Source organism: Pseudomonas sp. KH_027 (genome assembly GCF_057838565.1).
The window spans coordinates 243130-257018 of record NZ_JBYQOM010000002.1 but is presented as its reverse complement, the minus strand read 5'-3'; the positions used below and the strand labels follow the sequence as shown (position 1 = coordinate 257018).

The window sequence follows — 13889 nt, the reverse complement described above, 5'->3', positions numbered from 1 at the left end:
TTTCACCGGCCTGCGATGACACACGGTTTTGCCCATGAAGATGAATCCATCAAATTCAGCTTCCAAGGGAGCAGGCCATGAGTTCGCAAGCCAATCTGAAACAGATCGCTCAGCCAGTCGGTTTTGTCGTGCCGGCGAATCTGCCCGATTTCCCCGTAACGCCACGCGCTGGCATTCGCCTCACTTTGGAGCAGGAGCAGGCCTTCGGCTTCACCGTTTTCCAGTTGACCCTCGATCAGATTCAGGCCCTCGCTTGTGATCGGGAGGTGGTGTCTGTCCTGCTCAGTGAAATGGAAGGCGCCTTCACCAAGGAGAATAAGGCAGAAAAGGCTGTGGCCCTGGTCAACGTCAACGGCCTTTGGATTCGTCAGGGTTCTATCCCAGGAGCAGAGTTCTCGAAGATTGCCCGCGAGCGCATTGTGGCTGTGCGTCAATGCCTCGTAGCGATGGACTCACTAGAAGGAGGCGAGCGCGATCTGTTCTACGTCGAAGCTCTGGACTCCCTTCGCAAGGAGCTTGGGCGGCTTGTCCCGTATGACGCGATCCTTGCTAAAGCAATCAATACCTTTAAGTCCCGTTGCGCGGACCTGAGCGCCGCATGTCGCGACTTGGTGATGTTTCTTGCAACTGAAATGCACTTGAGCCGAGCCACCGTGCAGCATCTGTGTGAGCAGTTCTGGCTGTCAAACAAGCTCCCCGCGATCTGCTTTGGTTCGAACCGCTACGTGCAATCGATCATGCCCCTGAAAGCAAAGCGCGAATTCCGACTGGGGGTACTTGAGCGGCAGCAGCGCATTGCGAAAGTAGCTCTTGCAACAGGTGTCCCAGTGATCGAGCTGCTTGGCAGCTGGTCAACCTTCCACAGGCTCTATCAGCGAATTGATCGCCTCTCCGGTGCGTTCGCGATGATCAACGCCGGGTTGGCTGAGAAGGTTGCGCGTGAGCATCGATTCGCGTCGGACTTTGATCAGGTCCGCTCTGCTGCGTACCAGGGTCTTACCCGCGCTATCAGTCTCTATGCTCCCGAGAAGGGTATGAAGTTTTCTACTTATGCGGTCACCTGGATCAAGCAAACGATCATTCGTGGGCTGATCCAGCAAGAGCTGATCCGTCTGCCGGAAGGCAGCCACAAAATGCTTGGGCGTGTTCGTGTTGTATACGCAGACCTCCCCAACGCAAGCGATGAGTATGTATGCAAGGCTGCTGGTATCAATCATTTTGAGCTGGAAGGATTGCGTCCGTATCTGCTTGGCAACGGCGCAATGTCTATGGATACCCTGGCAACCTCGGAAGGCGACGATGCAGGCATGCACAGCTTCATCGCTGACCAGAACAATGACTTCGTTGCCGAGCTGGAAGAAGAAAGTGATGCGGCCTATATCGTCGGGCTAATTCGTGAGGCTTTGAGTGAGCGAGATTTCTTCGTTCTTGCCCATCGCACGGGCCTGGCTGGCGCCCAGGTTATTCCGGTTGCAGAGCTGGCGCAGATGCTCGATACCTCCCCGCAGAACATCAGCCGTATGGAGAAGAAAGCTCAGGCCAAGCTGGCAGACATTGCCGAGCTAAAGGAGGTTTGGGACCTCATGGAGTGAGCTTAGGCGCACTCCATCTTGAGTTGATTTGCGCTAGTTTTCTGGCCCTTGGATGCCTCTTGGTTGTCGATTACCAGTTGGCACATTTCGGCGGCGCCTTCGAAATCGCCCATGCTGAAAAACTGGCTGGCAATCTCAAGGTGAGTTTTTGCCATTGGGTCATCATCTTCCATGGCGTGGCCTTGGTCTGGCTCCACAGGCGCTGGCGCTAGAGTTTTGGTTTGCTCTGGGTTTGTGGCTAGCTTTGCCTCACGCGCTTCTCTGGCGCCGCTGCTGACGGCTTTCTGCTCTACCGGGGATAGCGAGTAACCCCTACCTGCGAGCGGTCCATTAGACGGCCCTTGAGGCGCTGCGCTTGGTTCGTCCGACTCAATGGTCTTGGACCTGTTCTTTATCGACAGCAACCACAGACCGAAGAATGCAGCCATACCGAAAAGGAGGCACAAAAGGCCGAAGAATTGAGTACCCACGGGAAACCTCAGAAGTTGATGTAGCCCAACTTTATCTTGATTGCTGCGCCGCTTCCGCCGAACTGCATGCAGTTCAGGGTCATTGGGGGTAGCACTCTAAGACATAGGCCTCAGAGGAATTCCAGGTGATAGAAGTCCTACCAATGACACGCCGCCGCTTTAACAAGTTGTCAGCGGCAGCATTAGCTGCGAGCGCCATGGGTTTAGGCGTTGTGTCTCCCAAGGCGAGGGCGCAAGGCGCCAACATCGCTCAGCTTCTAAGCATCGATCCAGCGACCTTGGAGTACAAGGTTTTCAGCTCCTGCTGCTACTACTGCCAGGACTACATGATTGTTTCCCACTACCAACCCGTCGTTCTGTGCGAGGTGATAAAAGGTGGCGGTGATACAGCCATCGGGCAGTCGGTCGGCGGGCCGCTTTCTGCTGGTGTGGACAACAACGACTACACCAGCATGCACGTTCGACTCTGGGAAGTCCCTGATTGGGCAGTCAACATCGCTATGGCTGGGCAGGGATGCAAGATGTGCGGTGTTGATGCCGCAAAGACCAGCGACACCAGCATCATGGGTGGTTCTGGATTGTGCTCCGCAGCTACGGACAAGATCGTTGCGGAGGCAACGGAGCAAATGAACGATGCACTGCCGGACTGTTTCCCTAAGCTGCTCTACACGACCGAAAGCGATCCAGCTTGGAATACAGGCTGTCGAGATTGGCTGATGATCACCCCCACAGAGGTCGAGTGCTCATCCATAGGCAGTGCAATATCAAATATGTTTGGTTTCGAACGCTGCATCGGCACCAAATGGGGTCCTCTCTATCCGCGCCAAATGGCTACTGCGAATGACAACCCTGTCATTGCCGCTGGTATTGCAGCGTATCGTGCGTTGCACATCGCACGGAAGGCATTGGGGTCATTGCCGTTCGATACCGCCATTGCGGTTGGTAAGCTCCAGCAAACATCGCCTGACGCGACCGTGGGGTTTGGGGCCGGTAGCTATGCACTCGACACATATATCCGTCTTCACAACGTAAATTTCAGCCACATCTACACGTTTGTGTGGTGGTTGCCTGTTGTTTGCTGCAAAACCTACGACGAAATATTCGGTTTCTGCGAGCCGGAAAACCCCTGCTCCTGAGAAATAACCCGCGCATGCGCGGGTTTTCTTGCCTCCCAATTCCCTCGGTGCAGATCAATTTTCCGCGCATGCGCGGAAAAACGTACTCCCTCGATGACACACGATTTTGGCGTGGATCATCAATAAACCATTGAGGGAGGTTTATATGACCAGCAGCATCCAGATAATCACAGGCCCTACGCTCAGGCAGTTCGCTACGATTGTCGATGATGAGGACCTGATAGTTACCTCGAAACTTGGGGTCAGCACCCTAAGCAGGGTGAGGTTCAAGGTGGTGGATTTCCCTTCGGCTCCTGGCGACCGGGCAGACTTCATAAGAGAACTGGTTCTCTCAGAGTATCCCGTAGTCGCCAACGTCCTAGGGGGCATGCTCGATCAGTGCATCCTCGATCAGGCCCGAGCCATAGAAAATCTACTGGATGGTTAAGGTTAAGGGGCGCCCCTTGTCACACCACCCCAACCCCGTAGCATTTCGCGAGGCGCTTAGCTAAACCGGCAGCAGCGTGGCTCTCGTCAACTACGCCTGCCTGTCTCGCAGAATCAGGCATGGAGCGAGCGGCGCACTCAGCGGCGTCCTGCGCAAGAACCATGATGGTCTTGTGCTTGATTTCTTTTAGGGCCGCAGTCCCGTCATCCCCCAGGCCAGTAAGAATGATCACGCCCACTTCGCCGGTAGAGGTGCGCCTGATGGACCGCAAAGTGGCGTTGATAGACGGGCTAGGCTGGTTGGGCAGCTGGAAGTTCCTGGTGGTCATCCGACTGCCCTCAATCGACATTACGGTGTCACGCGGGACGATGTACGCGCATCCAGGATGCAATTGCATCCCGTCACCGCCAATTTCAATACCCCAGCGATCCTGGCGGCTGCTCAGCACCTTCTGGAGGGATGCAGAGCCACTATCGCTTCCGATGTGTTGGACGATGATGAGCGAAATGGGAAGGCGGGGCAGGGCTGACAAGAACGTATTCAGCGCATCTGGACCACCGGAGCTTGATCCAATAACCCACACGTCATGAACCTGAGTTGTTTCCTTCGAGGTGTTGATTTCGGAGGCCAAGTCAGGAAGTACGCGGACTATCTCGTTGACGATTTTTTTGCGCCAAGCCAGTCGCTCATCATGCTGTAGCGGGTAGAGCTGTTTCTCCGTCAGGATCACTTTTGGCTCATCGCGGCTGATCATTTCCATGACGCACTCTTTCTCCATGATTGAGTCCACGGAGTAATCGATGATCATGACGTGGGCGTTGCTCAGCATGAACTCGCCGCAGTCCATCGCGGCGTCATCATAGACAACTACCTCGCTAACAATCGGTTGCAGCAGCTCGGCAATGATGCCGGCCTGTGTGCCATTCTTCGACGCAATACCAATTCTCATGCGGCACCTGCGGTTTGTTGATCGGGGCACACAGCGCGAATCGCTTCATTGAGCACTGTCGCGTCGTATGGTTTAGGCAGGAAGCGATTCACTCCGAGCTTGAGTGCTTCTTCCTCCAGTTGGGCGCGGGTGGTGAGCATGATGATTGGGGTCCCGTCAAAGTGCTTTATCGCCCGAAGCTTCTCTGTCAACTCCAGGCCGTTCATGCGAGGCATTTCAACATCCACGACAAACAGAGACGGGGTGCTGAGGGTCGGTAACTTGTCCAGCGCATCTTGCCCGTTATGAGCTGATGCCACTTCCCAGCCTAGGGTTTGGAAGTGGCGAGTCAGGAGTTTCTGGTAACTGCTGCTGTCGTCAACAATGAGCACAAGAGGCCGCGCCTCGCGCTTCACTCTGCGGATGCGGAACAGCTTGGCCTTGTAACCTGCGTCAGTCATTTTCAGGTTCAGGCGGGCCAGCTCGATCACATCAAGCACTAGGGCTGGCGTGCCATCGTGAATCTCGGTGCTGCCAATAATGCCTTTCACGCTACTCAAGATGCCTTCGAACTTGGTGACGTGAATCTCTGGCATAGAAACACCGCTTTCTACCTCGATTGCGAGTCGTGTACCGCTCTGTTCAACCAGTACCAGACAGGTGTGACTTGGAGCCTGTGCGCTGTTCAGTTTGAGGTCAGGCACCGCCATGAGGTCGGCGAGGTGTACAACATCGAATGTCTTGCCCTCGTAGTTGATGGAGGCTTGCCCCGGCTTTGCTTTGATCGCAAGAAGCTCGGTAGTGGGATGATCCAGAACCTGAACCATGTTGAATGTGGGGATCGCGAACCACTGATCACTGATGCGGCATACAAGTGCTCGATTAGAACCTACGGTCAGTGGCAGCTCCAGAGAGATTGTCGTTCCCTTGCCGAGCGTGGACTCGATGTGAAGGTGGCCGCCAAGACTCGCAATGCGCGTGCGAACAATGTCCATCCCAACGCCTCGACCAGAAAGCTCGCTGACGGATTTCGCTGTCGAGAAACCCTGCTCAGAAATGAGGTGGATGATTTCCTGCTCCGTCAGTTGATCCTCTGGCTTTACAAGGCCAAGGCTCAATGCCTTTTTGTGGATAGCCTTCGGGTCAATGCCGCGCCCATCGTCGCTAACCTCAACGATCAATGACTTGGCTCGGCGGCTAGCCTTCACCCTGATCTTGCCCACTGCTGGTTTGCCGGCCTTCAAGCGTTCTGCCTCGGACTCAATGCCGTGAGCGACTGCGTTGTTTACGACATGGCGGAGAGGGTCGCGGATCGATTCGAGCAGCTGTCGGTCGATGCGTGTGTCGGTCCCCAAGACCTCCAGCTCTGCTTTCTTCTGGCTCAACTGTAGAGCCCCGGCAAGGGCGCCGTTCAGGCTCGGTTTCTCGTTGTCAAACATCACCAGCCGAGAAAGCAGAAGGTCACGCTGCAAGCTGGCCACGACCTCGCCTTGGTAGCCGAAAGCGCTATCAAGCAGGTTGGACTGGGTAATCATGTCCTGGGCGTCTTGCAGCATCTGCTCGATCTGTAGGATCGACTGCGTGTGGCTGTGAGAGAGGTGGTTGAACCGCTCCAGGTACAGCCGCTCGTCATTGTTGCTGCTTTGCACGGACGAATGTTGAGCGCCGGGGTTGCCGATGTTGTTGAAGTGCCGAAGTTGCACGGTGGTTTTGTTCAGGTGCATCAGCATCAGCGACAGCTTTTCACGCAGAGCAACAACGGACAGCTGCAACTCGCGATGCAGGGTGTTCTGGCGGTAAGAGGACGCTTTGAGTTCGTTGGACAGCTTTACCGAGTTGTCGAGCAGCTGGAGTTCGACCTTGATCTTCTCAGAACCTTTTACCGACTTCTTCTTGACTCGGATTGCCTCGCGGTCACTTTCCGCTGCACGCTGGAGCAGTGCCTGGACTTGCGTGCAGACTTCCTTGTTGACGGTGGTGGTGTCGGTGTACTCGGGTTCGCCGGGATTGAAAGACGCATCGAAGACAATGCCGTCTGCAACTGGCGCCTTCTTCGCCATCTTATTCTCGTAGTTGCGCTGACGTTCGCCATAGGCGCGACCCCGAGCACCACGGTATCCACGGCGACTTCCCCGACCTGTGTCGGATGAGTCTTCATAGTCAGAATCGTCTTCGCCAATAGCTTCGTCCGAAGCTTCCGGCTGGCTGGACGGCTCTGCTGATACTTCCCGTACAGGCTCGGGCACGACTGTTTCAGCAGCCTCAGCTTGAGGTTGAGCGGGCTCTACTGGCGCAGCCTGCTCTGCTGGTGCTGTCGAGGCGCTGCCTGCATTTGGAGCGCCGTAAGTCCCCTGAATCAGGGCTGCGAGCTTATCCCCATCGACTCGGCACATATCGCATGCGTCTTCAACCAACTCAATGAGTGTCGGAATGGTGCGATAGGCCTCACGATTGCGAACGGCGTCGCTCATGGTGATAAGTTCGTTTAGAACGAAGTTTGTGAGGTCGGCGCAGTTTTTGTCAGCAGTCATTGCACCGGACGCCATGGAGTCAAATAGGGACTCCATGTGGTGAGTCAGGCTGCGGATGGCAACGGCGTTGATGATCGCCGCAGCGCCCTTGAGCGTGTGCATATTGCGGCGGATGTTGACCGTAATTTCTTTGTCCGCCATGTCAGCCATCCAGGCTGAGATATTTCGCTGTAGCTCTGGGATTACATCGTCGGCATCGGTGAGGTACAGGTCGTACATTTCCAAGTCATAGTCTGGCTCAGAGCTGATAACGATAGCGACTTGGGCCAGGGTATTGATCTGGGGGGTTTCTGGGATTTCAGGCTCAGCAGCAACAACCACTTCTTGCCCAGCAGGCTCATGCACAGGCGTGGATTCATGGGCGGCGAATTCTTCGGCAGTGCTGGTCATCGCAACCTGTTCGTGGCTGACCTCCTGGTGGGCTTCCTCGGCATTCAGAGCACCCACAAGCGAGCCGGCAGCTTCGAGCCAGTTTGGAAGCTCAGAGGTGTGTGGTTCCCATGGGAAGCCGATCTGATATTGCTCAACTTCATCAAGCAGGGCAGACAGGGTTTCAGCCTGTTCAGCAGTGAGAGAGTCATCATTCGCTTTGAGCGCGTAAAAGCGGGCTTCAAGAACGTCGAACAGGGTGCTGACAGGGTGGCACGATGCCGAGCCCGAGCAGCCGTGGATGTTGTGGATTGCCCGGCACTCGGCTTCCGTGACGAGAAGATCGCTCCTGCCCAGGTACTCACGCAGTTTCGAAAGCTGCTCTGCGAATTCCTCGGCAAACAACGCCTGTAGCTGCGGGTCATAACCTTCCGGGTACTCGGGCGCTTTTTCTACCGGAGCCTCAACAGCCGGCTCGGCAGGGCTTTCTGTTGGATGCTCATTTGCAGCCGGCGCTTGCCCGATGATCGTTGCCACTTCGCGAATAGCATCGATCAAGAAAAGGTTCACTTTGCCTTTTGCTGAGTAGTCGTCCATGCAGCGGAGAATGGTTTCGCTGGCGCGAGCAAGAGTGGATACAGCCGCCTTCGAGTCAAACGATGGGTCATCTACCCGGCCAGGGATGATTTTTGCCAGCTCGGAAGCGTTCCGGCAAAGGTCCGCCAGCTTCTTCTCGTTCTTGATCATCGCTGCTGCGCTTAGGCGCAAGCAGGCCGTAGCGTATTGGTCCAGCTGGACGTGCGCATGTGCCGAGGGCTCCTTTTGCAGTTCCTCGATATATGGGCGCAGCTCAAAGATTTCACGCAGGAGAGCATCCAGGCCGTCATCTTCGATGCTGCTAGCCTCGAATTTGGCCTCAAGATCACTGTGGCTGACAATGCGGAAATCGCTCGCGTCCTGGCCAAGCTCGCGCACTGCGTCGTTTGCTGCCTCGATCAGGTTGGCCGGCGGTTGCAATTTTGAAGTGATGTACTGGAGGTACATTTCGAGTGCGACGAGTGCGCGAGCAGCGAGAGTCAGTCTATCCGACTCGATGAGCACGCTGCCGCGCACTTCTTCGCTGATGACGTTGACGATTGCCGCAAGAATTTTGGCGATGGCCAATGAACCAGCAAACTCGTAAACGCTAGCCAGCTCTCGAAGCGAGGCAAGAGCTGTAAGCAATTTATCGGAGCCCACGCCGCTATCGACGTGGGTAGCAATGATATGGCTCACCTTCTTGAGTTCAGCGGTCGTTTCGGTCGCGATTCGCTCAATCACGTCAGCCGTCACATTCTCGATTTGGAGCTGGTCCGCCGCTTCGTTGCGGCGCATGTGCGTGAGCCTGGAGTCCAAGAACAGGATTTGGCTTTTGACGGTGTTGATGACTTCTGGCGTGAACTCGGATGGGCCTTTGATGCCTTTTACGGCATCGGCCAGATAGAAGCTGACCTCGGATAGCTCCGACTCATTGAAGATGCCGAAGATGTTGGCGATGGTGCGCATCGCCTGATCGAAGGCTTGGTTCTGTACGGCGAAACCTTCTGGGTGCTTGGCGTTTACAGCCCGCCCAAAGGCGATCATGGCGGATTCAAGGCGCGGCTTTATCTCGGTCAGTACGTCAGTAATGCTCTGGACGCTCTGAGTCGCCAACTGCTGGCGCAGCTGGGCGATTCGATCTTCCTCAACGTTTTCCTTAACGTCGAAGTGTTTGACCACCTCCGCAGCAGTAGAAGTCAGCTTGCGGCTGATGGAGAGGGCGTTCAGCAAAGACGCGAACTTTGCCGGGCTTAGCGCCTGCTTGGCCGCGCTCTCGCCTTGGGGAAGGCGCTGCGTTGCGACCATTACGACGCGAAGCGCGGTAGTCATTACCGGAGTGATGTAGCAACCATCGGCAATGATTACGTCGATGATGGCTTCGCCCACCCACCAATAGCACCCCAGCTCGGGGTCATTCGTGACCCGCTGTAGTGCTCTCAGGTGGTCGCGCATTTCGGCCCATGCGGACTCTCCCGAATCTTTCATCGCCTGCGCGTAAAGGGGGCAGAACTGGGCGGCAGCTTTCTTGAACACACGTTCGCGCTCTGCGAGGTCGCAGTCGCTTTCATGAAGGGGAGGGCTTTTGTACCCGAAGTTGAGGTTTACGGTTAGGGCAGAGTCGTCGCTGATAGCGGGTACTTCCCGGATCGACCGAAGCTCGTTGATGTAGTTCAGGAGAACACCAGGAGAATCGTGCGCCCCTTCAATGACCATGCTGATGTAGCCGGGCAGGACCTGGAGAGCGTTCTGGATGGCCAGCAGGGCCTTGTCCTGGGTGGACGAATCCTTGGAAGCAAGAACCACGCTAGCCAGCGTCCTAGCTTCGTTCGCAAGGGCGTAACCACCACTGCTGTTGATTACCGAAAGAGCAGAGGCTATGCCTGACAAAAGGCTGTTCAGTTCCTCCTGGCTCTTTTCCAGCTTCTCGTTCTGATTGGCAAACCATATCGGCTCGGCGCCGGTCGGCGGAGTATTGATCCGGTCACGCATGCTAGTGATGTTGACCATGGCCTGCTTGCAGCGCTCGATGTACTTTTCAATCGGGCTGCGCACCCACGACAGATGTGCAATTTTTACAGGGTTCATGGCTTCTTCCTAAAAACAGTTGCGGGAAGGGAGTTGAGGCGTTCAAACCCCTCTGCCTTCCACTGGGCTTCTTCGGCTGACGCTGTGATGAGGTATCCCCCATCAGCAAGCATGCAAGACAGCGTGTCGAGGATTCGATAACGCGTCTTGGCTCGGTAATAGATCAGCATGTGCTGCGTAACGATGATGTTCGGCGACGCGAAGTTGATTGGTCGCTCACCTAGGATGTTGTGCTGGTCGAACGTAACGAACTCTTTCAGCCATCCGACGAAGCGCATCGCTTTGCCGGCTTCGGTACGTGGTGCGTACTTATCCGGGATGGATTCGTTGACCTTGTAGATTCCTGCCTTGGCTGTCTGGATGCAGGGCTCTGACACGTCAGTTCCGTGGATGTGAAAGTTGGCGAAGCCTTGCACGCCCAGCTCAACTGCCATGGAGTAAGGTTCCTCCCCGGTCGAGCACCCAACTGACAGGATGCGTGGCCTCGGAAACTCCCTGGCAAGGTTCGCAACTAGCTCAATCACAGACGGATTCCGGTAGAACCGGGTTTCGTGATTAGTCGCCAGATGGATAATCTGAGCCCAGCAAGCCTGGGGCAGCTGCCGTCGATTCGCTCGCAGCAGTAGCGACTCGACTGTCTCGTTGATCGTGGAGGCGTATGATTCCAGGGCGCGGAAAAGCGCGGGCTGGCGATCCTGCGCAACCTCAATCTTGAATCGCGTGTATAGGAGGTCTACCCACGCTTGCTGATCGTCGAGTGCAGCAATAGCTTCGGCCATTACAGTTCCTAGACCTTGAAGTGGGAAAGCGTCGAGCCCACCCGCTGAGCTTGGGCGTTCAGGTTGCTGATAGCGGTTGCGGTCTGCTCGCTCGCGGAGCTGTGGTCAGAGGCGTAGTGGTGGATTTGCTCCATCGTGTCGGCTACTTCTTCGGAGCGCTGATTGAGGTCAGCTGTCTTCCCGGCAACGCTGATGATCCCTTCCACAAGCTGACTTGTTTGGTCGCTGATAGCGGTCATTGCTTTCAGAGCGTTCGAGGACATGCGGGTCAGCGCCTTAATGTCTGTCTGGCTCTCATCCAGCACGTACTGGGTGTCCTTTGCCGCGACGTTGATCGCTTGCAGGTTCGTAGCGATCTGCTCGGCAGCTTCGGAGGCGTTGTTCGTGAGGTTGGTCATTGCCTCTGCGCTGATGCGGATGCGCTTGGAAAGGTCGTCATCGGTGATGGCGTCGGCAACAAGGTGGGCGTTGTAAGCGACGGTCGCCGCTTGGTTTGCTACGCGCCGCACCACATCCACAAGGTGCTCCAGGGTCTGGATGTTCTCGGTCATCGCCTTGGCGTGGTGCATGATGTTCAGGTTGGACTGCGAGAGTTTCACAACCCCTTCGTGTACTTCCTGAACTGCGGTGGAGCCGGTGTTGATCTGGGTGCTCACCGCGATAGAAGACTCGCGAGTGTTCTTGATTACGCCGTCGAGCTGCTTGGTAAAGCTGTTCAGCTCATCTACCAGTTTGGCGATGTGCTGGATGGCCTGTACCTGCTCGTTTCTGCTCCGCTCGGTATTCCGCGCCATGCTCAGGGTTTGCTCGGATGCAGCCGACAGGCTCACGATTGTTTGTTGCACGTCCTTTACGATTTCCCGGAACTTCGGGAAAACGGTGTTCAGTGTCGAGGCGATTTCATTCGTCGATGCGTTGCCTTCGCTGAACGCAACTGTCAGGTCGCCGCTTCCGACTTCCTCCATTTCGTCAATCAGCAGTCGAAGCTCTTGCGAGCGCTCTTTCTGTGAGGACTGAATGTTGTTGGCCAGAGATTGTGCTTGCTGTGTATGTGAGCGCGATTCCCGCAGGATAAGAGTGATCCCGCCGAGCACGATCAGCAGGGCGGCACCAATCGAGCTGAGCAGGATCAGTGGCGAGATAAGCCGCGATTTGTGCTGGGAAGCAATGGCGCTCTGCATCCCGTTGATCGCTGCATCGATGTTCTCGCGTTCAGCCCAGATAGCCCGAATGTGGGGTGCGTTATCCACGGTTCCACTGGAGGCTTCGATTGATCTGAGCGTCGAGCGGGAAAGGGCCTGCGCCGTCTTGTAGCTTTTCAGGAGCGGGTTGGTAAGGTTTGCGTCCCGTGGGATGGCTCTGCCGATGCTTGCAAGCGTTGCCACGTAGTTCTTGCTCGCATCCAAAGCCAGACCCAGGTTGTCAGAGTTCGGCGTGGTCGTATTGGCCAGCACCTCAACGCCCTCAACTACAGCAGCCTTTGCCTTTTCAAGGGCCTGCTTGACTCGTTGGTCCACTGCTGGACTTGCTTCCAGCGCGATAAGTGCGTCAGAGGCTTCTGTGATCAGGCTTGAAGCCAGCTGAGTCGATTCTGCTGCCTGACGCTCAAATGCGCTGTTGCTGCCGCGAGAAGCGGAAATCTGCTCAATGGCTGCAAGCGCCCGGCCCCAGGCATCTTCGAATCGACCCAGGCTTGCCTCTCCAGGACCCGGAAGGGGAGGGATGCTTGCGTTAGGGCTTCCTTGGCGAAGGGTGCTCACCGTCGAGTTCACTTGCTCGGCAAGTTGCTGCAACTGGCCAACGTAGCTTGCATCCGTAGATGCCCGCATGGAGAGGGTGATCGAGTTCAATGCCGAGTTTTGCAGGGTGCTCGCTTGCGCCGAGTAAAACCGATCTGCGTTTACACCGCTGGTGTACTGGAATGCACTGAATGCGGCGAGGCCTCCAGACAGCGCAATGGCTGCGATGCACGATGGGATCAGGAGATTCTTGCTCATTTAAGGCCTCTGGACTGGTAATTCGACGGAGCGAAAATTCGGATCGCGGATGATGTTGTCGAGGTGGATGAGTGCCCACAGTCTCGATCTTGCGGAGACAACGCCGACGCAGTACGGCGTCAGCTTGGCCGGGATGGCCAAGTCTTCTCGGGCTGCGTCTTCAAGTTCCGCAGCCGGGATGAATGCAATGATTCCGTCCGTTTGCAGTCCGTATACGCTGCTCGAAAGGGGGTCGCGCAGAATGAGAGTTGTCGGCTTGTCGTCGTGCGCTTCCTGCTGGGCATTGCTGTTCAGGCCCAAGAACGATGGCAAGTTGAAGTACGAAACGAGGTCGCGACCGATCTTTGCATTGCCGGTGAAGTAGGGCTTAGTGCCAGGGATGATCAAGGCATTGGCCGGTGTCGGAGTCACCGCGTCGAGGTTGGAGGTTGCGCACAAGCAATGTGTTTCCCCCAGCAGGAATGCCGCAAGGCGCTGATCCTTTTCGGCGGCGCTAGTCATACATGCCCTCCATTTCTGCCAGGGCTGCTTCGATGCTGTCTTTGGAGAAGGGTTTTGTCAGGTAGCGGTCAGCACCCGCGATTAGGCCCTTTTGATGGTCAAAGATGCTCGCGGCGCTCGAAAGCATGGCGATAGGCATTTTCTCGAACTTCGGGTTTGCTCTGATGATGCTCACCAGTTGCAGGCCGTTCAGTTCAGGCATATCGACATCAATGAAGCATGCGTCAGGCTCGGTCGTGTTGATCACGTCCAGGGCCTCGAAGCCGTTCGATGCCACTACCAATTCTTTCCCCAGCTGCTGAACCAGCACCCTGTTGGCAAGGGTCTGCATCGCCCTCGCGTCGTCTACTAAGCAGATTCTTTGAAGTCTCATGGGTCTAGATTCGCTCCACCATTTACTTGCAAGTGGGGAGCTAAAGGCCACGAATCGGCAGCTTTTCCTTCTGGGGCGTGTATTTTTTTCTCGCCGTTATCCTCCTGGGCAAGTCATAACCA

Annotated in this window: 10 protein-coding genes; 3 read left to right on the top strand and 7 right to left on the bottom strand. The window is 56.0% G+C overall.

Going from position 1 to position 13889, the window contains the following annotated elements:
* The first annotated feature begins 77 nt into the window (after positions 1–77).
* On the top strand, positions 78–1592 hold the full coding sequence (locus AC3IYG_RS23820; RefSeq protein ID WP_489314325.1) for a sigma-70 family RNA polymerase sigma factor: 1515 nt from the start codon (positions 78–80) through the stop codon (positions 1590–1592).
* A 2-nt stretch (positions 1593–1594) separates the two neighbouring features.
* On the opposite strand, the gene AC3IYG_RS23815 is transcribed toward AC3IYG_RS23820, so the two are convergent.
* Positions 1595–1765: a hypothetical protein gene (locus tag AC3IYG_RS23815; RefSeq protein WP_489314326.1), complete on the bottom strand. Its 171-nt coding sequence runs from the start codon at positions 1763–1765 to the stop codon at positions 1595–1597.
* Positions 1766–2205: 440 nt separating this feature from the next.
* On the opposite strand from AC3IYG_RS23815, the gene AC3IYG_RS23810 reads away from it, so the two are divergent.
* Complete coding sequence (locus AC3IYG_RS23810; RefSeq protein WP_489314327.1) at positions 2206–3198, top strand: hypothetical protein; 993 nt, start codon at positions 2206–2208, stop codon at positions 3196–3198.
* Positions 3199–3343: 145 nt separating this feature from the next.
* Positions 3344–3625 (top strand): hypothetical protein, encoded by a 282-nt coding sequence (locus AC3IYG_RS23805; RefSeq protein ID WP_489314328.1) that lies wholly within the window; start codon positions 3344–3346, stop codon positions 3623–3625.
* Between the two features lie 19 nt (positions 3626–3644).
* On the opposite strand, the gene AC3IYG_RS23800 is transcribed toward AC3IYG_RS23805, so the two are convergent.
* Genes AC3IYG_RS23800 through AC3IYG_RS23775 form a run of 6 tightly spaced genes read right to left on the bottom strand, consistent with a single transcriptional unit; the run spans position 3645 to position 13767 of the window.
* Positions 3645–4574, bottom strand: a complete 930-nt coding sequence (locus AC3IYG_RS23800) for a chemotaxis protein CheB (RefSeq protein ID WP_489314329.1) — start codon at positions 4572–4574, stop codon at positions 3645–3647.
* Positions 4571–10117 (bottom strand): hybrid sensor histidine kinase/response regulator, encoded by a 5547-nt coding sequence (locus AC3IYG_RS23795; protein ID WP_489314330.1) that lies wholly within the window; start codon positions 10115–10117, stop codon positions 4571–4573. The genes AC3IYG_RS23800 and AC3IYG_RS23795 overlap by 4 nt, the downstream gene beginning before the upstream one ends.
* Positions 10114–10896 carry a CheR family methyltransferase gene (locus AC3IYG_RS23790; protein ID WP_489314331.1) on the bottom strand — a complete coding sequence of 261 codons (783 nt, stop codon included), beginning with the start codon at positions 10894–10896 and terminating at the stop codon, positions 10114–10116. The genes AC3IYG_RS23795 and AC3IYG_RS23790 overlap by 4 nt, the downstream gene beginning before the upstream one ends.
* An 8-nt stretch (positions 10897–10904) precedes the next feature.
* On the bottom strand, positions 10905–12893 hold the full coding sequence (locus AC3IYG_RS23785) for a methyl-accepting chemotaxis protein (protein ID WP_489314332.1): 1989 nt from the start codon (positions 12891–12893) through the stop codon (positions 10905–10907).
* Positions 12894–13394, bottom strand: a complete 501-nt coding sequence (locus AC3IYG_RS23780; RefSeq protein WP_489314333.1) for a hypothetical protein — start codon at positions 13392–13394, stop codon at positions 12894–12896.
* A complete protein-coding gene (locus AC3IYG_RS23775; protein ID WP_489332253.1) occupies positions 13387–13767 on the bottom strand; it encodes a response regulator in 381 nt (126 codons plus the stop codon). The genes AC3IYG_RS23780 and AC3IYG_RS23775 overlap by 8 nt, the downstream gene beginning before the upstream one ends.
* Positions 13768–13889 lie beyond the last annotated feature (122 nt).

Excerpts from the sequence above, each read along its gene's own strand:
- AC3IYG_RS23800 (WP_489314329.1), bottom strand. The coding sequence starts at position 4,574 with ATGAGAATTGGTATTGCGTCGAAGAATGGCACACAGGCCGGCATCATT.
- AC3IYG_RS23790 (WP_489314331.1), bottom strand. The coding sequence starts at position 10,896 with ATGGCCGAAGCTATTGCTGCACTCGACGATCAGCAAGCGTGGGTAGAC.
- AC3IYG_RS23820 (WP_489314325.1), top strand. The coding sequence starts at position 78 with ATGAGTTCGCAAGCCAATCTGAAACAGATCGCTCAGCCAGTCGGTTTT.
- AC3IYG_RS23795 (WP_489314330.1), bottom strand. The coding sequence starts at position 10,117 with ATGAACCCTGTAAAAATTGCACATCTGTCGTGGGTGCGCAGCCCGATT.
- AC3IYG_RS23780 (WP_489314333.1), bottom strand. The coding sequence starts at position 13,394 with ATGACTAGCGCCGCCGAAAAGGATCAGCGCCTTGCGGCATTCCTGCTG.
- AC3IYG_RS23815 (WP_489314326.1), bottom strand. The coding sequence starts at position 1,765 with ATGGAAGATGATGACCCAATGGCAAAAACTCACCTTGAGATTGCCAGC.
- AC3IYG_RS23810 (WP_489314327.1), top strand. The coding sequence starts at position 2,206 with ATGACACGCCGCCGCTTTAACAAGTTGTCAGCGGCAGCATTAGCTGCG.
- AC3IYG_RS23775 (WP_489332253.1), bottom strand. The coding sequence starts at position 13,767 with ATGAGACTTCAAAGAATCTGCTTAGTAGACGACGCGAGGGCGATGCAG.
- AC3IYG_RS23785 (WP_489314332.1), bottom strand. The coding sequence starts at position 12,893 with ATGAGCAAGAATCTCCTGATCCCATCGTGCATCGCAGCCATTGCGCTG.
- AC3IYG_RS23805 (WP_489314328.1), top strand. The coding sequence starts at position 3,344 with ATGACCAGCAGCATCCAGATAATCACAGGCCCTACGCTCAGGCAGTTC.